Consider the following 18,390-nt stretch of genomic DNA (forward strand, 5'->3'; position numbering starts at 1 on the left):
ATCACAAGGAAGGGCCCGATGCCCGAATTGCCGGAGGTAGAGACAGTGCGTCGCGGCCTGGCCCCGGTGATGGAGGGCCGGGCGATCGCGCGCGCGCAGGTCAACCGCCCCGACCTGCGCTGGCCGCTGCCCGCGCGCATGGCCGAGCGGTTGACCGGGGCGCGCGTCACGCGGCTGGGGCGGCGGTCGAAATACCTGCTCGCCGACCTGTCCACCGGCGAGACGCTGATCTGGCACCTGGGCATGTCGGGGCGCATCCTCGTCTCGGGCGAGACGCTGGGCGCGTTCCAACACGCCCATCCCGCGCCGCAAAAGCACGATCACGTTGTGCTGGACATGGCGGGCGGGGCACGCATCACCTTCAACGACGCCCGCCGGTTCGGCGCGATGGACCTGATCGCCACCGACCGGGTCCAGGAGCACTGGCTGCTGGCCGGGCTTGGCCCCGAACCGCTCGGCAACGCCTTCGACGAGCCGTATCTCGTGGCGCGGCTCAAGGGCCGTATGACGCCGATCAAGGCCGCGCTTCTGGACCAGCGCGTGGTGGCGGGGCTGGGCAACATCTATGTCTGCGAGGCGCTGCACCGGGCCGGGATCGACCCCCGGCGCAAGGCGGGCCGGATTGCCGCACCCCGCCTCGCGCGCCTGGTGCCGGTGATCCGCGACGTGCTGGCCGAGGCGATCGAGGCCGGCGGGTCGTCCTTGCGCGATTATCGCCGCGCTGACGGGGAGTTGGGCTATTTTCAGCACAATTTCCGCGCCTACGGCCGCGCGGGCGCCCCCTGTCCCACGCCGGGCTGCGCGGGCACCGTCGCGCGCATCGTGCAATCGGGCCGCTCGACCTTCTACTGCCCGCAATGCCAAAGATAACTTGATCGCCGGGGCAGGGCTGCTAAGGACTCGGGTTCGTATGTTAACGGAGGCGAGGCTCCAATGGCTTTCAAGACGCTGATCGTCGAGATCGAGGACCACGTGGCGCTGATCCGCCTGAACCGGCCGGACGCGCTCAACGCCCTCAATTCCGAACTGATGGGCGAACTGGTCGACGCGGTGGGCCAGGCCAACGCGAACGAAAAGGTCCGGGTGATCGTCCTGACGGGCTCGGAAAAGGCGTTCGCCGCCGGGGCCGACGTGCGCGAGATGAGCGACAAGGGCTTCGTCGACGTCTTCACCTCCGACTTTTTCACGCCCGAGTCCGAGGCGCTGATGGCCTCCCGCAAGCCGATCATCGCGGCGGTGTCGGGCTATTGCCTGGGCGGCGGCTGCGAGCTGGCGATGATCTGCGATTTCATCATCGCGTCGGACACCGCCAAGTTCGGCCAGCCCGAGATCAATCTCGGCGTGGTGGCCGGCATCGGCGGCACCCAGCGGCTGACCCGCTTCGTGGGCAAGTCCAAGGCGATGGACATGCACCTGACCGGCCGCTTCATGGATGCCGAAGAGGCCGAGCGCGCGGGGCTCGTGTCCCGCGTGGTCCCCGCCAAGAAGCTGATGGAAGAGGCGATGGCCGCGGCCGACAAGATCGCCGAGAAGTCGGCGCTGACCACGATGGCGGTCAAGGAATGCGTCAACCGCAGCTACGAAACCACGCTCCGCGAGGGGCTGTTGTTCGAGCGGCGGATGTTCCACATGCTGTTCGCCACCGAGGACCAGACCGAGGGCATGCAGGCCTTCGTCGAGAAGCGCGAGCCGCAATTCCGCGACAAGTGAGGACCGGACGGGTCCGATAAAGGTCCGACGGAAGTCCGATGAAAATCCGATGGAATTCCGATTGCGTTTTCGGGTTCCCTTCGCGGCCGATCTGCCCTATACGGCGCGCCTGACATGCGCGTGAGGCCCGCCTTGGCCGGAATCAGCCGGTAGTCCGAAAACCCGGCCGGGGGCTTGTCGCGCGAGCTATGTGAACGACGATACCCGACCCGGAAGGACTTGAAAAATATGGCCAATTCGCCCCAAGCCAAGAAGCGCGCCCGTCAGAACGAGCGCCGCTTCGCCGTCAACAAGGCGCGCCGCTCGCGCATCCGCACCTACCTGCGCAAGGTCGAGGAGGCGATCGCCTCGGGCGACAAGGACGCCGCCACCGCCGCCCTCCGCCAGGCCCAGCCCGAACTGATGCGCGGCGTCACCAAGGGCGTTCTGCACAAGAACACCGCGGCGCGCAAAATGTCGCGGCTGGCCGCCCGGGTGAAGGCGCTGGGCGCCTAAGGTTAGACAATCGGACGTTGAACGAGGGGCGCGGTTGCGACCGCGTCCCTTGTTTTTATTGGTTTTCAAAGACCTCGCATCACCGGCGCCACATCGTCCGGATTCGTTCTCCGTAAAGAAACCGTCAAGGTCTAAGTTCTGTTGCGCGCTCCGCAACACACGGTCTACCTTCAGTCCTGCGATTCACATCGACTTGGGGGGACATGGCGCGACGCAGCCCCCGCGGAAGCCGAACGGCCGAAGGTGCACGGTTCGAGGCGGAAACGGGAGGTCAGGCCGGAACTGCGAATGAGTGGGGCAATAGCGCAGTTCTGAACGCGTTTGCAGACCGTCCGGGTGGGTTCGGCCCGAACGTGATCTGTGCTTCATGTCCGAGATGTTGCCCGCGCGGAAGCGGAGCAGGAGACTTGGGTGCCGGGATCCTTTCACAGGACGTCCCCGATAGGCCGTGCTTTTCCTGACTGTCCGTGATGCGCTGGGCCTGGGCTTTCGGGCCGCCGGGTCTGTGTGGACGCGGGGGGCGGAGTTTCGTGACCGAAACGGTGCGGAACGAGGTCTGCCAAACGCAGTGGGACGGATCAAAGAGCGGGCACGAGATGACAGACGACACGTGGGGACGTATCTGCCAAGACCTTGAAAAGACGATTGGAAAGAACAATTTTGTCACCTGGATCGCGCCGCTGGAATTTCGCGCGCTGGAGGACGGTGTCGCGCGGTTCGGCGTTCCCACCAGCTTTGTCGGCGATTGGGTGAACCGCAATTTCGGCGACCGCATTCTCGAACAACTCGCCCGCAACGGCGTGCCGGTCGACCGGCTGGAGTTTTCCGTCGCGGCCGGTCGGTCCGGCGCGGACCGACATGCGCAAAAGCCCGCGGCGGCCCAGCCGCAAGCCGACGCAAAGGCCGAGGCCGACATGCCCGGCGCGCCGCTCGATGCGCGCTTTACCTTCGACACTTTCGTGACCGGCAAGCCAAACGAACTGGCGCATGCCGCCGCACGGCGGGTGGGCGAGGGCGGCGCGGTCACCTTCAACCCGCTCTTCCTCTACGGCGGCGTGGGCCTCGGCAAGACGCACCTGATGCACGCCATCGCCTGGGAGCTGCGCGAGCGCGCGCCCGAGAAGACGGTTGTCTACCTGTCGGCCGAGCAGTTCATGTACCGTTTCGTGCAGGCGCTGCGCGAGCGCGACATGATGGGGTTCAAGTCGCTGTTCCGCTCGGTCGATGTGCTCATGGTGGACGACGTGCAGTTCATCGCCGGCAAGGACAGCACGCAGGAGGAGTTCTTCCACACGTTCAACGCGCTGGTGGACCAGAACAAGCAGATCGTGATTTCGGCGGATCGGGCGCCGGGCGAGATCAAGGATCTCGAGGAGCGGATCAAGAGCCGTCTGCAATGCGGGCTGGTGGTCGACCTGCACCCGACCGATTACGAACTGCGCCTCGGCATTCTGCAGCAGAAGGTGGACCTCTACCGGATGCAGTATCCCGGGCTCGTGATCTGCGACGGGGTGCTGGAATTCCTCGCCCACCGCATCTCGACCAATGTCCGGGTGCTGGAAGGCGCGCTGACGCGGCTGTTCGCCTTCGCCTCGCTCGTGGGCAAGGAGATCACGCTGGAGCTCGCGCAGGACTGCCTGGCCGATATCCTGCGCGCGACCGACCGCAAGGTCACGATCGAAGAGATCCAGCGCAAGGTGAGTGAGCATTACAACATGCGGCTGGCCGACATGATCGGGCCCAAGCGGCACCGCACCATCGCCCGGCCGCGGCAGATCGCGATGTGGCTGTCCAAGCAGCTGACCCAGCGCAGCCTGCCCGAAATCGGCCGGCGCTTCGGCGGACGCGACCACACCACGGTCATGCACGCCGTCAAGCGCATCGAGGAACTGCGCGGCAGCGATCCGCAGATCGCCGAGGACCTCGAATTGCTGCGCCGTATGCTGGAGGCCTGACGCCTGCCAGCTATGGCCTTGACGCCCTTGCCAAAGTCTCGGACAGTCCAGAAAACGCTTGCGACGGGAGGCGGAGCCGATACGGTTCGCCTCCCGGCGGCATGAGGAGCGAGGGCATGAAATTCAGCATCGAACGCGGCACCCTTCTCAGGGCAGTCGGCCAGGCACAATCGGTTGTCGAGCGGCGCAACACGATCCCGATCCTGGCCAATGTGCTGATCGAGGCCGAGGGCGACAGCGTCAGTTTCCGGGCGACCGACCTGGATATCGAGGTGGTCGACAAGGTGTCCGCGCAGGTGGAACGGGCCGGGGCGACCACCGTGCCCGCGGTCACCCTGCACGAGATCGTGCGCAAGCTGCCTGACGGCGCGCTGGTGGGGCTGGCCGATGACGGTGCCTCGGGGCGGATGACCGTCCAGGCGGGGCGGTCGCACTTCACCCTGGCCACGCTGCCCAAGGAAGATTTCCCGGTGATGGCGTCCTCGGAATACGTTTCCAACTTCTCGGCGCCCGCCCCGGTGCTGCGCCGTCTCTTCGACAAGTCGAAATTCGCGATCTCCACCGAGGAGACGCGCTATTACCTCAACGGCGTCTACATGCATGTCGCCGATGGCGAGAGCGGCAAGACGCTGCGTTGCGTGGCGACCGACGGCCACCGGCTGGCGCGGATCGACGCCGACCTGCCCGAGGGGGCCGAGACCATGCCGGGCGTGATCGTGCCGCGCAAGACCGTGGGCGAATTGCGCAAGCTGCTGGACGACGACGAGGCGCAGATCGCGGTCTCGGTCTCCGACACCAAGGTGCGCTTCGCCACGCCCGAGATCACCCTGACATCGAAGGTGATCGACGGCACCTTCCCCGATTACAGCCGGGTGATTCCGGCAGGCAATTCGCGCCGGCTGGAGGTCGACGCCGCCGACTTCGCGAAAGCCGTGGACCGGGTGGCCACGGTCAGCTCGGAACGGTCGCGCGCGGTCAAGCTGGCCCTCGACGAGGACCGGCTGACGCTGTCTGTGAACGCCCCGGACAGCGGCGCGGCCGAAGAGGAACTGGCGGTCGCCTATGGCGACGAGAAGCTGGAAATCGGGTTCAACGCGAAATACCTGCTGGAGATCGCCAGCCAGGTGGACCGTGAGAACGCGGTATTCCTGTTCAACTCGGCCGGCGACCCGACGCTGATGCGCGAAGGCAACGACGACTCGGCGGTTTATGTCGTGATGCCGATGCGGGTCTGACCCGGCTTCGCCGGGCGCCTGCGGCGGGGATATTTCTGGCCAGAAGAAGGGCGGGGTGTGCCTGGGCTTGCGGTGACAGAGGTGACGCTGGCCCAGTTCCGGTCGCACGGGCGGGCCCGGCTGGCCCTGGATGGCCGGCCCGTGGCCATCTTCGGGCCGAACGGTGCCGGCAAGACCAACCTGCTCGAGGCGGTCTCCCTGCTGTCGCCGGGGCGCGGTCTGCGGCGCGCGAGCGCCGACGAGATGGCGCGCGCGCCGGGCACGGTCGGCTGGAAGGTCACGGCGCTCTTGCAGTCGCTTTGGCAGGTGCACGAGGTCGAGACCTGGGCCGAGCCGGGCGGAACCCGCCAGCTGCGGATCGACGGCAAGACGGCGGCGCAGGTGGCGCTTGGCCGGATTGCGCGGGTGCTGTGGCTGGTGCCCTCGATGGACCGGCTGTGGATCGAAGGCGCCGAGGGCCGGCGCCGCTTCCTCGACCGGATCACCCTGAGCTTCGAGCCGTCCCACGCGGAGGCGGTGCTGGCCTACGACAAGGCGATGCGCGAGCGGAACCGGCTTCTGAAGGACGAGGTGCGCGACACGCACTGGTACGGTGCGCTCGAAGGCCGGATGGCCGAGGCCGGGGCCGCCATCGGTGCGAACCGGCGGGCGGCGCTGCTGCGCCTCGCCGCGGCGCAGGCGGGGGCCGAGACGGCGTTTCCGTCGGCGGCGTTGGCGCTGCAGGGGCCCGAGGGCTCGGATCCGGGCGCCGCGGCCGATCTTGCGCAGGCGCTGGCCGCGGGCCGGGGCCGCGACATGGGCGCGGGCCGGACGCTGACGGGGCCGCATCGCGTGGACCTCGACGCGGTCTTCGCGGCCAAGGGGGTGCCGGCGCGGCAGTGTTCGACGGGCGAGCAGAAGGCGTTGCTGATCGCGCTGATCCTGGCCAATGCCCGCGCGCTTGCCGAGGATTTCGGGGCGCCGCCGCTGGTGCTGCTGGACGAGGTGGCGGCGCATCTCGACGCGGGGCGGCGGGCCGCGCTTTACGACGAGATCTGCGCGCTCGGGGCACAGGCCTGGATGACGGGCACCGGGTCGGACCTGTTCGCCGATCTCGGCGATCGGGCGCAATACCTGGAGATGTCCGAAACCGACGGAACCAGTCGTATCGAGAGGAGGGCCGGACCATGACCCCGCAGCGCGTCAGCGTCATCACCCTTGGGGTAGCCGATATCGACCGGGCCCGCACCTTCTACGAGGCGCTGGGCTGGCAGGCGGCAGAGGCGGAGGCCGCGATCGCCTTCTATCAACTCGACGGCATTGTGCTGGCGCTGTTCGACCGCGCGGCGCTGGCCGAGGATCAGGGGCGTGCCGGTGCCACGCTGGGTACGGGCGCCATCACGCTGGCGCAGAACTTTCACGACCGTGCGGCTGTGGACAAGGCGTTCGATGCGGCCCGGGCGGCGGGGGCAAGCGTCCTGAAGACCCCGCAGGAGGTCTTCTGGGGCGGCTATTCGGGCTGTTTCGCCGACCCGGACGGCCATGTGTGGGAGCTTGCCCACAATCCCTGCTGGCCGCTCGATGCCACCGGGCGCGTGACCCTGCCGGCGCCGGAATGACCGTCGGCGCGGGCGAACTTGCCCTGTATGCGGGCGCGCTTTTCGTGCTGTTCCTGACGCCGGGGCCGGTCTGGGTCGCGCTGACGGCGCGTGCCTTGTCGGGCGGGTTCCATGCCGCCTGGCCGCTGGCGCTGGGCGTTGTGATCGGCGACGCGCTCTGGCCGCTTCTGGCGATCCTCGGCGTCAGCTGGGTGGTGACGGTCTTCGACGGAGTTCTTGTGGCGTTGCGCTATGTCGCGGCGCTCGTCTTCATCGGGATGGGTGTGCTTCTGCTCCGTCATCCGGGCGCGACGATTGCGGAAGACAGCCGTCTGACGCGGCCCGGCATGTGGGCGGGCTTCCTGGCGGGGCTCGCGGTGATCCTCGGCAATCCCAAGGCCATCCTGTTCTACATGGGCGTGCTGCCGGGGTTCTTCGATCTGGCCGCGATCCGCGCCCCCGACATCGCGGCCATTGTGGCGATCTCGATGGCCGTGCCCTTCCTTGGCAATCTGGTGTTCGCGCTGTTCATCGACCGGGCGCGGCGCATCCTGACCTCGCCCGCCGCGCTCAGGCGGACCAACCGGACCGCCGGCGCGCTGCTGGTGATGGTGGGCGTCGTCATCCCATTTGCCTGACACCAAATCTTGTGGGGCGCGCGTGACATTCCCACCACCAACGCGTATAAGATCGCGAAACGACAAAGGATCGCTCGCATGGCGGAAAACGCGCGGCAGCCCGAGGAATACGGCGCCGAATCCATCAAGGTTCTCAGGGGCCTGGAGGCCGTGCGCAAGCGGCCCGGCATGTATATCGGCGACACCGATGACGGTTCGGGCCTGCACCACATGGTCTACGAGGTCGTCGACAACGGCATCGACGAGGCGCTGGCGGGCCATGCCGACGCGGTGACCGTCACGATCCACGCCGATTCCAGCGTCTCGGTCAGCGATAACGGCCGCGGGATTCCGGTGGGCATCCACGAGGAAGAGGGCGTCTCGGCCGCCGAGGTCATCATGACCCAGCTGCACGCGGGCGGGAAATTCGACCAGAACTCCTACAAGGTCTCGGGCGGCCTGCACGGCGTGGGTGTGAGCGTGGTGAACGCGCTGTCCGACTGGCTGGAGTTGCGCATCTGGCGCGACGGCAAGGAGCATTATGCCCGCTTCGAGCGCGGCGAGACGGTGGAGCATCTCAAGGTCGTCGGCGATGCCGAGGGCAAGACCGGCACCGAGGTCCGGTTCCTCGCCTCGCTCGAGACCTTCTCGAACCTCGACTACATCTTCAAGACGCTTGAGAACCGGTTGCGGGAACTCGCGTTCCTGAATTCCGGCGTCCGTATCACCCTGACCGACGAGCGCGGGCCCGAGCCCGAGACCGCGGACATGGTCTACGAGGGCGGCGTGCGCGAATTCGTCCGCTATCTCGACCGGCACAAGTCGCCGCTGATGCCCGAACCGATCTTCATGACCGGGGAGCGCGACGGGATCGGGGTCGAGATCGCGATGTGGTGGAATGACGGCTATCACGAGACGGTGCTGCCGTTCACGAACAACATTCCGCAGCGGGACGGCGGCACCCACATGGCCGGCTTCCGCGGCGCGCTGACCCGCACGATCAACGGTTACGCCATGTCGAGCGGCATCGCGAAGCGCGAGAAGGTCAGCTTTTCCGGCGACGACGCGCGCGAGGGGCTGACCTGCGTGCTCTCGGTCAAGGTTCCCGACCCGAAATTCTCCAGTCAGACGAAGGACAAGCTGGTCAGCTCCGAGGTTCGGCCCGCGGTCGAGAGCCTGGTGAACGAGAAGCTGGCCGAGTGGTTCGAGGAGCACCCGGCCGAGGCGCGCAACATCGTCGGCAAGATCGTCGAGGCCGCGCTGGCGCGCGAGGCGGCGCGCAAGGCGCGCGAACTGACCCGGCGCAAGACTGCGATGGACGTGGCCTCGCTGCCCGGAAAACTCGCCGATTGCCAGGAACGCGACCCGGCGAAGTCCGAGCTTTTCCTCGTCGAGGGCGACAGCGCCGGCGGCTCGGCGAAGCAGGGTCGCGCGCGTGCGAACCAGGCGGTTCTGCCGCTGAGGGGCAAAATCCTCAACGTGGAACGCGCCCGCTTCGACCGGATGCTGTCGAGCCAGGAGATCGGCACCCTGATTACCGCGCTGGGCACCGGCATCGGGCGCGACGAGTTCGACATCTCCAAGCTGCGCTACCACAAGATCGTCATCATGACCGACGCGGACGTGGACGGCGCGCATATCCGCACCCTGCTTCTGACGTTCTTCTTCCGGCAGATGCCCGAGATCATCGAGGGCGGGTATCTCTACATCGCGCAGCCGCCGCTCTACAAGGTGAGCCGCGCCAAGTCCGAAGTCTATCTCAAGGACGAGCCGGCGCTGGAGGATTACCTGATCGAGATGGGGGTCGAGGGCGCGATGCTGCGGCTGGGGACCGGCGAGGAGATCGTCGCGCAGGACCTGGCCCGCGTCGTCGACGAGGCCCGGCAGGTCCGTCGCATCCTGCAGGCGTTCCCGACGCATTACCCGTCGCACATCGTGGAACAGTCGGCGATCGCCGGGGCGTTCGTGCCGGGGCAGATCGATGCCGATCTGCAAGGCACCGCCGACCGCGTGGCCGAGCGGCTGGACCTGATCGCGTTGGAATACGAGCGCGGCTGGCAGGGGCGACCGACCCAGGACAAGGGGATGCGGTTCTCGCGCATGCTGCGCGGGGTCGAGGAGGTGCGCATCCTGGATGGTCAGGTGCTGCGGTCGCCCGAGGCGCGGCGGCTGGGCGGGTTCACCGACAAGCTGCAGGACGTTTACGGAGCGCCGGCGACATTGGTCCGCAAGGACCGGCAGCAGGCGATCCATGCGCCGTCCGAACTCCTCGACGCGATCCTTGCAGAGGGGGAGAAGGGACTGACGCTGCAGCGCTACAAGGGGCTGGGCGAGATGAACCCCGATCAGCTGTGGGAAACCACGCTGGACCCCGAGGCGCGCACGCTGTTGCAGGTGCGGGTGGAGGACGTGGCCGAGGCCGACGACATCTTCACCAAGCTGATGGGCGACGTGGTGGAACCCCGCCGCGAGTTCATCCAGCAGAACGCGCTGAGCGTCGCCAATCTCGATTTCTGAGGCGGGTCGCGCCTAGGCTTGGCGTCGTCCGTCGCCGAAACGGTCGAGCGCCAGGGCAAGGCGTCCGCCCTGACCGAAATCCATGTCGAAGAGACCGTGTTCGCCGAGCGCCGCCCAGGCACGGGCAAGCGGGTCCGTGTCGAGCTGGGTCAGAGTGGGGAAGCGGCTGGCTGTGAGAATCATCGCGTCTTTCCTGTCGTTTTAATGTCGTGCGCCGTGCGGGCTTGGGAGCGTGTCTCGAACTCTCACGCGCAAGTCTGACAAAAAGACTAAGAAATGAAAAGGGGCATGTCCCGTCTCCCGGCGCACCGCCGCCCGCCCGGCCCGTGCCGCCCCAAGGCTTTGCCCCATCTGGATCGGCCGCTATGGTGCGCCAGGGATCGACAGGGAAGGACAGCACATGAGCGGGCTTCTGGCGCTCCTCGATGACGTGGCGGCGATCGCCAAGGTCGCGGCCGCCTCGGTCGACGACGTGGTCGGGCAGGCGGTCAAGGCGTCGTCCAAGGCGGCGGGCGCCGTGATCGACGATGCCGCGGTCACGCCGAAATATGTCCACGGGTTCTCGGCCGACCGCGAAATCCCGATCGTCTGGAGCATCGCCAAGGGCTCGTTCTTCAACAAGCTGGTGATCCTGCTGCCGCTGGCGCTGCTGCTGTCGCTCTTCGCGCCGTGGGCGATTCCGCCGCTCCTGATGCTGGGGGGCGCCTATCTGTGTTTCGAGGGGGCCGAAAAGGTCTGGCACGCGCTCAACCCGGCCGATCATTCCGAGGAGAACGTTTACCGCGAAAAGCTCTCCGATGCGCATCTGGAAGAGAAAAAGGTCAAGGGCGCGATCAAGACCGACTTCATCCTGTCGGCCGAGATCATGACGATCACGCTGTCGGCCCTCCCGACCGATCTGCCGCTCTGGATGGTCGCGGGGGCGCTTGCCGTGGCGGGCATCCTGATCACCATGGCCGTCTACGGCGCCGTGGGGCTGATCGTGAAGGCCGACGACGCGGGGCTGGCCATGGCGGCGAAGGGCCGGCTTCGGGCGACGCGTGCGCTGGGCGTCGGAATCGTGCGCGGCATGCCCTATTTCATGAAACTGCTCGTCGTGGTCGGCACGGCGGCGATGATCTGGGTCGGCGGCGCGATCATCGTCCACAGCGCCTATGAACTCGGGTTCAAGATGCCCTACCAGGCCATCCACGAAGTGGCGTCGGCCGCCGGGCATGCGGTGGCGCGCTTCGCCGGTGCTTTGGAATGGGCCGTCACCGCGCTTCTGGATGGGCTGGTCGGGCTTTGCCTCGGCCTGCTGTTCATTCCCGCCGTGAAGTATGCCATCGCTCCGGTTGCAGGGCGTTTCGCCGGGAAGACCTGACGCGGGGCTGCGCACGGGCAACGCACGCAGCGCTAGGACGGCGTTTCCCGGAACCGCGTAGGGTCTCGGGGACCGGACGAACCGTGCGACGTCCGCCCCCCCTTGCTCCCCAAGACCGTATATGGCCCACCGCGACAGAAACCGAACCGGAACCGAGATTGCCGCCCTGCCGATGCGGTGGGGGTCAGACGGCACGCTCTATGTGCTGATGGTGACGGCCATCGGAACCAGGAAATGGGTCATGCCCACCGGGTGGCGTCTCGACAGCGGCAAGCCATGGCGGGCCGCCGAGCTCGAGGCCCTGGACGCGGCGGGCGTTGTCGGCCATGTCGGACCGAACCCGATCGGCCGGTACGCCTACCGCAAGACGCGGCCGGACGGCTCGGTTGTCGTGGCCGAGGTCGATGTCTTCCCGATGGTGGTCGAACGGCTGCGGCGCGATTGGCGCGACCGGAACAATCGCAAGCGCCGCTGGTTCCACGCCATGCACGCCGCGCGCCATGTCGAAGAGGTGGAGTTGGCCGGCCTGCTGCGCAGCCTGTCGATCAAGCCGCCCCGGCGCACCACGCTGGGACGGCTGTTTTCGGGGTGGCTATAGCCCGCCCCCTCAGGCCGGGGACAACGTGCCGAAGATGCTCTCGCTATGCTGATCGAGATAGATGCGCAGCCAGGGGGTATAGGCCTCGGGCTGTGCCGTCACCGCGCGCGCAAGGTCGGGAAGCGCGATCCACTTCACGTCCATCACCTCGTCCGGATTCGGCGCAAGGGGCAGGTCGGCGCCCGCGCGGGCGACGAAGATGTCCACCACCTCGTGCTCGATCAGCCCGCCACCGACATCGGCGCGGTATTCCACCCGGTCACGATGGTCGAGCTTGAGCCCGGTGATCCCGAGTTCCTCCGTCAGCCGCCGGGCCGCGCAGGCTTCCTGGCTTTCGTCCCAGTGGGGGTGGGTGCAGCAGGTATTCGCCCAAAGCCCGGGCGTGTGATACTTGCCCAGCGCCCGGCGCTGGATCAGCACGCGGTCGCCATCCATCACGAAGACCGAGATCGCCTTGTGGCGAAGGCCCTTCCGGTGGGCCTCCAGCTTCTCGACCGGTTGCAGGTCGCCGTTCACCCAGGCCGGGATCATCTCGCTCATGTGTGTTGCGGCGAGACGAGGCCGGTCAGGTGGGCAACGTTCTTGATGCCGATCTTGATATGCGCAAGCGGCCGCTTCTTGACCAGTTTCTTGTTCATGTAGGATTCGAAGGTCAGCGTCTGCACGTCGACATCGTGGCAGAGCGAGACGAAACGCTCGCGCCGCTCGTCGCTCTTGTAATAGGCGTCCTGCATGTTCTGCAGCGCGCGGAACGTCATCCGGTGGTCCTTCATGAACATCGACCGGGCAAGCTTGAGGTCCGACGCCCGGCCCGAGGCCAGCGCCGCCGATACCGCCGAGGCGCCGACGCGGCCGCCATACATCGCGTAGTAGATGCCCTCGCCCGACGACGGCGCCACGGTGCCCGCGGCGTCGCCCACCACGACCACGTCGCGACCGTTGTCCCAGCGCGCCATCGGCTTGAGCGGGATCGGCGCGCCTTCCTTGCGCAGCGTCTCGGCCTGGTCGAGCCCGGCCATCCTGCGTAGGTCCGCGGTGGCCTGTTTCAGGTCGAACCCGTCGACGCCGGTGCCCATGCCGACCGAGCAGGTATTCCCGTGCGGGAAGACCCAGCCGTAGAAATCGGGGCTGATGCGGCCGTCATAGATCACGTCGCAGCGGTTGGGCTGGTAGTTGCCCACCGCCATCGGCGCGTCGATGATCTCGTGATAGGCGATGACGTAGGGGATCTTTTCGCCGCCCGGCACCTCTGCGCGGGCCACGTCGGAGCGGGCGCCGTCGGCGCCGATGATGAACCTGGTCTGGAGCTTCACTTCCTCGCGGCTCTGCTTGTCGCGGTAGACGAGGAAGGTCTTTTCCTCCTCGCGCTCGATGCGCAGGAAGGTGCCGGTATGCCTGTGGGCGCCGGCGCGTTCGGCGCGGGCCCGCAGGAACGGGTCGAAATCCTTGCGGTCGACCATGCCGACGAAGCCGTTATCGATCGGGATGTCCACGAAGCGCCCCGAGGGCGAAACCATGCGCGCGGTGTCGATCTTGGCGACGAGCTGTTCGTCGCTGATATCGAAATCGCGCATCAGGCGCGGCGGGATCGCGCCGCCGCAGGGCTTGATCCGTCCCTCGCGGTCCAGAAGCGCGACCTTCTTGCCCGACCGGGCGAGGTCCTCGGCTGCCGTGGCCCCGGCGGGGCCGCCTCCAACGACGACGACGTCATAGATCATGTGCTTCACTCCCCGGGCACGAGCCCTGCGCTTTCCGTTGTTGGTCTGTTGGAATCCATGATCCTCAGCGCCATCCAGGCGGACAGCACGAAAAGGACCGCTTCGGCCAGGAACACACACCCGAAGGCCGGTGCATCGTCCATGATCTGGCGCAAACCGTCTGCGGCGGCGGCGCCGAGAAGCCCGCCCATGCCGGCGGCGATCGCCTGTGCCGCGCCCCAGAGCCCCATGCGGGTGCCCTCGCGCTCGCTCCGGCCTTCGCCGGCCAGCGCCATCATCGCGCCGATCGCGGCGACCGCAAACATGCCGTTGAAGAAGCCCATGAGGACGACAGCCGGCATGAACGGCAGGTGACTGCCGAAATTGCCCATCCCGGCGATCAGCGACAGCGACGCGGCCGAGCCGAGGCAGCCCGCGATCACCCAGGACCGGAGCGAGCCCACGCGGAAGACCGAGGTGCTGAGGCCCACCAGGATCATGCCGATCAGCACGCCGCCGTTCTGCGCACCCGACAGCGAGGTGGACTGGCCGGGCGTGAAGCCGAAGACGAGGCCCGAATAGGGCTCTAGGATCAGTTCCTGCATGAAATAGGCCGACATCGAGAGGAACACGAAGAGCGTGAAGATGCGCGCGCGCCGTTCGGCCCAGACCTCCTTGAAGCCCTCCCGGAACGGCATCTCGTCGGGCTCGCGGCGGGAAATCACGCGGCGTTCGATGCCCCAGACGGTCAGCGTGGTGAGAACCACCGCCGTCCCGGTCACGATCGCGACGATTTTCATCAGAAGCGCCGGGGTATAGGGGTCGAGGAACGCGCCGACGGTGCCCGCCGTGGCCGCGATGCCGGCGATCATCATCAGCCAGGTGATCGTGGCCGCCGCGCCGCGCCGTTCGGATGCCGTCGCAGTGGCCAGCAACGCCAGAAGCGATGTGCCCGAGGCGGCAACGCCGAGGCCGATGAGGACATAGGCGAGGATCGACAGGAGCAGACCCGGCCAGAAGGAATGCTCCAGCACCAGGACGCCCGCCGCCGCGCCAAGGCCACCCAGCGCCAGCACCACCATCCCGCCGATGATGAATCGGGTGCGTTGGCCCTTGGTGTCGGACATGAACCCCCAGCTGGGGCGGGTGATCTGGATGCCGTAATGCAACGCCACGAGAAAGCCGGGCAGCACCGCCGGCAGCGCCAGTTCCACCACCATAAGCCGGTTGAGCGTGGATGTCGTCAGCACCACGATGGCGCCAAGACACATCTGCACTAGGCCGAGCCGGACGATCTGGAGCCAGGACAGCGTCATCTCAGGCCCCTCCCAGCGAGCGGATCGCGAAGGCCGAGATCATCATGCCAGAGACGTAAAGCACGACGCCCACGCCGTTATACCAGGGCGCCTTGCCCTTCGGGTCCTTCATCATCACCGACATCGCCCAGAACTGCACCAGCAGCACGGCGGCGACGCCGAGTGCGTGATAGGGCCGGTCCCAGAGCCACAGAAGGGCGATCACGACGACCTGCGGCACCGCCATCACAATCGACGCAACCCAGGCGGCCTTCTCGGGGCCCAGCGTCACCGGCAGCGAGTTCACGCCGGTCGCCTTGTCGCCCTCCAGCGCCTTGAAGTCGTTGAGCGTCATGATCCCATGCGCGCCGATCCCGTAGAGCAGCGCGATGATCACGACGTAGATCGAGGGGGCGCCCGACGCCAGCACCGCGGCCCCGGTGAACCACGGCAGCGACTCGTAGGAGAGGCCCACCAGCCCCGGCCCCCACCAGCCCGAGCGTTTCAGCCGGACGGGTTCTGCCGAGTAGGCCCAGGCCGCGGCGACGCCCAGGATCGTGGCGCCGAAGCCCCAGGGGCCGAGTTGCCAGCCTATGACAAGCGCCAGAACCGACATGAAGAGCGCCTGGTAGAGGCCCCAGCGCCCCGGGATCCGCCCCGAGGGAATCGGCCGGTCGGGTTCGTTGATCGCATCGACATGCCGGTCGCACCAGTCGTTGGCCGCCTGGCTCATGCCGCAGACGACGGGGCCGGCGAGGACGATGCCGAGGATCACGAGCCCCGGCTTTTCGAGCGGCGACACACCGGACGAGACCGTGCCGCAGAGATAGGCCCACATCGGCGGGAACCACGTCACCGGGTGCAGCACCGACAGCATGGCGGCCGGCTCGGGCAGGCGCCGTGTCTGGACGTTGGACAAATCCGTCATGTCTTCCGCATGTTCTCCTGGCGCCGGAGGCGCGCGCGTTTCCACCCCGGGGCGCTAGTCCCCGCTTCCATCCCTGCTGAGAAGCCCGTATTTGCGCAGCTTCACATAAAGGCTCTGCCGCGAGAGCCCGAGCATCTCGGCTGCGGCCACCCGGTTGTTCCGCGTGAGTTCCACCGCCGTCTCGATGCACATCTTTTCCACCACGTCCGTCGTTTCGGCCACGATGTCCTTGAGCGTGGCCGAGCCCACCAGTTCCATCACCGACCGCATCGCGTCGTCCGAGACCGCGACGCCGGGCTTGCGCACGCCCTCCATCCGGCTGGCGTCGCGCACGACGAAGACGATGCAGGGATGCGTTTCGTGGTCGAGAAGGGTGGCCGAGATCTCCACCGAAACCTGCCCGCCGTATTGGCCGGCGAGCTTGGTGGCGAACATCCGCATCTGCCGCGCGCGCGTCGCGTTCTCGACCAGCACGCGCAGATCGACGCTGCCCCGCACGAGGTAGTCTCCGAAGGACTTGCCCTTGACCGAGGCCAGTTGCGGCGCGTCGGCCAGACCCAGGAAACTGTCGTTCGCGGCGAGGATCACGCCGTCGGTGTCGGTGAAGACGATCGCGTCCACGCCCTGGTGATAGAAGGCGAGCAGATTCTCGCTCAGCGCGTCGCCGGTGGATTCGTCGCTTTCGGCACGGTCGATCCGGCACAGGATCAGCGGCTCGCCCGCCGCGCGGAAGGCCGTGGCCCGGATACGCACCGCGGTCCCGTTGCGCCGGGTTTCGGCCTCGAGCGGCGCCGCATCGGTCTCGATCGCGGCGCGGTTGAGCGTCTCCATGAATTCCGCCCGGCGCCGCCCCTCGAATTCCTGGGGGAAGCCGGCGCCCACGAGGTCCGCGCGCTCGGCGCCCAGAAGCTTGCAGGCGACGGGGTTGGCGTCGATCACGCGGCCGTCCTTGGTGCTGACGAAGACGAAGGCATCCCGCGTCGCCTCGCTGAGCACGCGATAGCGGGTGTCGTATTCGCGCTGGGTCTCGTAGTCCCGCTCCAGCGCCATCTGCGCCTCGATGAGCTGCATCTGCATCTCGGCGATGGGGCGCAGGTCGCGGCCCAGCATCAGCAGGACGCTGCCATCCGGCCCGATGCGGTGGAACGTGTAGCGTACCGGGAAATCCCAGTTCTGGCCGTCTGAATGGTTGAGCTCCACCGGGCGGGCGCTGTCGCCGCCCTCGCTGAAAAGGTGCAGCTTGGCCTCGACCTTGGGCTGGCTGTCCTCGGTCAGCACGTCGCGGATGTCGCGCCCTTCCCAGTGATCGAGCTGGCCCGAGGCGCGGTGGCCGGCATTGACCAGCACCGACAGGATCTTGCCTTCCAGCGAAACGACGAGCGCAATGTCTGACGCCGCGGCGATGACCTCGCCCAGCATTTCGGGGGCGATGAGCGGGATTGCCCCGCTGATCCAGTATTTCGTGCCCCGTGACGTCACCTTGCCTCACACGGCCGCGCCGGCCGCCTCCATTCCCTCACGCCCCGGTCGCCTGTTGGGCCGCGCACGGCCCCGGAGCCGCGACGCCGCACAGGCGCAGGGCTTCCACCGGATCGGTCGTCGCATGATCCGCCCCCGTGAGGGCGCGGATGTCCTCGGCGCCGTCGACGACGAGCCCGCCCACCACGATCGGCACCTTGCCCTCGACCGCGCGCCGCAGGCTTTTCACCAGCTTGCGCGCCGAGTCGAGTTTCTGCCGGCAGGAGACCGAGACCGCGATCATGTCGAACCGGCGCGCGGCGGCCTTCTGCAGGACTTCATCCTCGCTTTGCCCGAGGCACAGGCAGACGGATATACCCATCCGCCGCAACTGGCTCGTCGCCGTCATGCCGCCGAGCGTGTGGAACTCTTCCAGCGGCACGACCACCATCACGTTGGGTGCATCCACGGGCATCGACGCGTCTGTCATCCAGGGTGCCGACAGCTCGCGCAGGATCGCCTGAAGACGCGCCGCGCCGATGGTGACGTCGGCGAAGCTGAGTTCGTCGCGACACCAGCGGTCGCCCATCTCGCGCGCGGCGGCGGGGATGTAGCCGTCGAGAATGGTGCCGATCTGGATTCCCTGGCGGCGCAGGTCGGCGACCGAGTCGGTCCGGATCGCCGTGTCGCCTTTCAGGATGTCGGCGCAGAAATTCTCAAGCACGACCCCGTCGATCTCGTGTTCCGCGTGACCCGCGCGCGAGGCGAGGGCCGAAAGCACCTGTGTGGCGAGCGATTCGACCTCGTCCTGGCGCAGCGCCTCGTTTCCGGCGGCCGTCGTCCTGCGGGTGTCATGCATCGATCCGGCCCTCCCAGGCGGCGCTGCAGCGGATTCGGAAAGCCACGGGGCGGACGTCGCCGATGGCCTGTGCGGCATTGTCAGAG

Annotated in this window: 18 protein-coding genes; 11 read left to right on the plus strand and 7 right to left on the minus strand. The window is 67.4% G+C overall.

Going from position 1 to position 18,390, the window contains the following annotated elements:
- The first annotated feature begins 18 nt into the window (after positions 1–18).
- The 9 genes from mutM (at position 19) to gyrB (ending at position 10,106) form a co-directional block, all read left to right on the plus strand.
- Positions 19–870 carry a bifunctional DNA-formamidopyrimidine glycosylase/DNA-(apurinic or apyrimidinic site) lyase gene (gene mutM / locus BUR28_RS13550; protein ID WP_074220614.1) on the plus strand — a complete coding sequence of 284 codons (852 nt, stop codon included), beginning with the start codon at positions 19–21 and terminating at the stop codon, positions 868–870.
- Between the two features lie 63 nt (positions 871–933).
- Complete coding sequence (locus tag BUR28_RS13555; protein WP_074220615.1) at positions 934–1,710, plus strand: enoyl-CoA hydratase; 777 nt, start codon at positions 934–936, stop codon at positions 1,708–1,710.
- Positions 1,711–1,938: 228 nt separating this feature from the next.
- Complete coding sequence (gene rpsT / locus BUR28_RS13560; RefSeq protein WP_074220616.1) at positions 1,939–2,205, plus strand: 30S ribosomal protein S20; 267 nt, start codon at positions 1,939–1,941, stop codon at positions 2,203–2,205.
- A 596-nt stretch (positions 2,206–2,801) separates the two neighbouring features.
- Positions 2,802–4,160, plus strand: coding sequence for a chromosomal replication initiator protein DnaA (gene dnaA, locus BUR28_RS13565; RefSeq protein ID WP_074220617.1), 1,359 nt, complete (start codon positions 2,802–2,804; stop codon positions 4,158–4,160).
- A 116-nt stretch (positions 4,161–4,276) separates the two neighbouring features.
- Complete coding sequence (gene dnaN / locus BUR28_RS13570) at positions 4,277–5,395, plus strand: DNA polymerase III subunit beta (protein WP_074220618.1); 1,119 nt, start codon at positions 4,277–4,279, stop codon at positions 5,393–5,395.
- A gap of 57 nt (positions 5,396–5,452) precedes the next feature.
- Positions 5,453–6,565, plus strand: a complete 1,113-nt coding sequence (gene recF / locus BUR28_RS13575) for a DNA replication/repair protein RecF (RefSeq protein WP_074220619.1) — start codon at positions 5,453–5,455, stop codon at positions 6,563–6,565.
- Positions 6,562–6,993: a VOC family protein gene (locus tag BUR28_RS13580; protein ID WP_074220620.1), complete on the plus strand. Its 432-nt coding sequence runs from the start codon at positions 6,562–6,564 to the stop codon at positions 6,991–6,993. Before recF ends, BUR28_RS13580 begins: the two co-directional genes overlap by 4 nt.
- Positions 6,990–7,610 carry a LysE family translocator gene (locus BUR28_RS13585; RefSeq protein ID WP_074220621.1) on the plus strand — a complete coding sequence of 207 codons (621 nt, stop codon included), beginning with the start codon at positions 6,990–6,992 and terminating at the stop codon, positions 7,608–7,610. Before BUR28_RS13580 ends, BUR28_RS13585 begins: the two co-directional genes overlap by 4 nt.
- Positions 7,611–7,688: 78 nt before the next feature.
- Complete coding sequence (gene gyrB / locus BUR28_RS13590; RefSeq protein WP_074220622.1) at positions 7,689–10,106, plus strand: DNA topoisomerase (ATP-hydrolyzing) subunit B; 2,418 nt, start codon at positions 7,689–7,691, stop codon at positions 10,104–10,106.
- A 12-nt stretch (positions 10,107–10,118) separates the two neighbouring features.
- Here the strand turns inward: gyrB and BUR28_RS20145 are convergent, their stop codons facing one another.
- Positions 10,119–10,289, minus strand: a complete 171-nt coding sequence (locus BUR28_RS20145; RefSeq protein WP_175566949.1) for a hypothetical protein — start codon at positions 10,287–10,289, stop codon at positions 10,119–10,121.
- A 217-nt stretch (positions 10,290–10,506) separates the two neighbouring features.
- On the opposite strand from BUR28_RS20145, the gene BUR28_RS13595 reads away from it, so the two are divergent.
- Both BUR28_RS13595 and BUR28_RS13600 read left to right on the plus strand, forming a co-directional pair.
- Positions 10,507–11,469: a DUF808 domain-containing protein gene (locus BUR28_RS13595; protein ID WP_074220623.1), complete on the plus strand. Its 963-nt coding sequence runs from the start codon at positions 10,507–10,509 to the stop codon at positions 11,467–11,469.
- 172 nt (positions 11,470–11,641) lie between these two features.
- Positions 11,642–12,067, plus strand: a complete 426-nt coding sequence (locus BUR28_RS13600) for an NUDIX hydrolase (protein WP_254813751.1) — start codon at positions 11,642–11,644, stop codon at positions 12,065–12,067.
- Positions 12,068–12,076: 9 nt separating this feature from the next.
- On the opposite strand, the gene idi is transcribed toward BUR28_RS13600, so the two are convergent.
- The 6 genes from idi to BUR28_RS13630 are packed head-to-tail and all read right to left on the minus strand — an operon-like array spanning position 12,077 to position 18,304.
- Positions 12,077–12,607: an isopentenyl-diphosphate Delta-isomerase gene (gene idi, locus BUR28_RS13605; protein ID WP_074220625.1), complete on the minus strand. Its 531-nt coding sequence runs from the start codon at positions 12,605–12,607 to the stop codon at positions 12,077–12,079.
- A complete protein-coding gene (locus tag BUR28_RS13610) occupies positions 12,604–13,785 on the minus strand; it encodes a geranylgeranyl diphosphate reductase (RefSeq protein WP_074220626.1) in 1,182 nt (393 codons plus the stop codon). Before BUR28_RS13610 ends, idi begins: the two co-directional genes overlap by 4 nt.
- A 5-nt stretch (positions 13,786–13,790) precedes the next feature.
- Positions 13,791–15,080 (minus strand): BCD family MFS transporter, encoded by a 1,290-nt coding sequence (locus BUR28_RS13615; RefSeq protein ID WP_074220627.1) that lies wholly within the window; start codon positions 15,078–15,080, stop codon positions 13,791–13,793.
- 1 nt (position 15,081) lies between these two features.
- Positions 15,082–15,987, minus strand: coding sequence for a chlorophyll synthase ChlG (chlG, locus tag BUR28_RS13620; RefSeq protein WP_074220628.1), 906 nt, complete (start codon positions 15,985–15,987; stop codon positions 15,082–15,084).
- Positions 15,988–16,041: 54 nt separating this feature from the next.
- The gene (gene ppsR, locus BUR28_RS13625; protein ID WP_074220629.1) at positions 16,042–17,466 is read right to left on the minus strand and encodes a transcriptional regulator PpsR; all 1,425 of its coding nucleotides are present in this window, start codon (positions 17,464–17,466) and stop codon (positions 16,042–16,044) included.
- Between the two features lie 37 nt (positions 17,467–17,503).
- Entirely contained in the window at positions 17,504–18,304 is an 801-nt protein-coding gene (locus BUR28_RS13630) for a cobalamin B12-binding domain-containing protein (RefSeq protein WP_175566950.1), read from the minus strand.
- Positions 18,305–18,390 lie beyond the last annotated feature (86 nt).

This window comes from Rhodovulum sp. ES.010, from assembly GCF_900142935.1.
In the GTDB taxonomy this organism is placed as follows: domain Bacteria; phylum Pseudomonadota; class Alphaproteobacteria; order Rhodobacterales; family Rhodobacteraceae; genus Rhodovulum.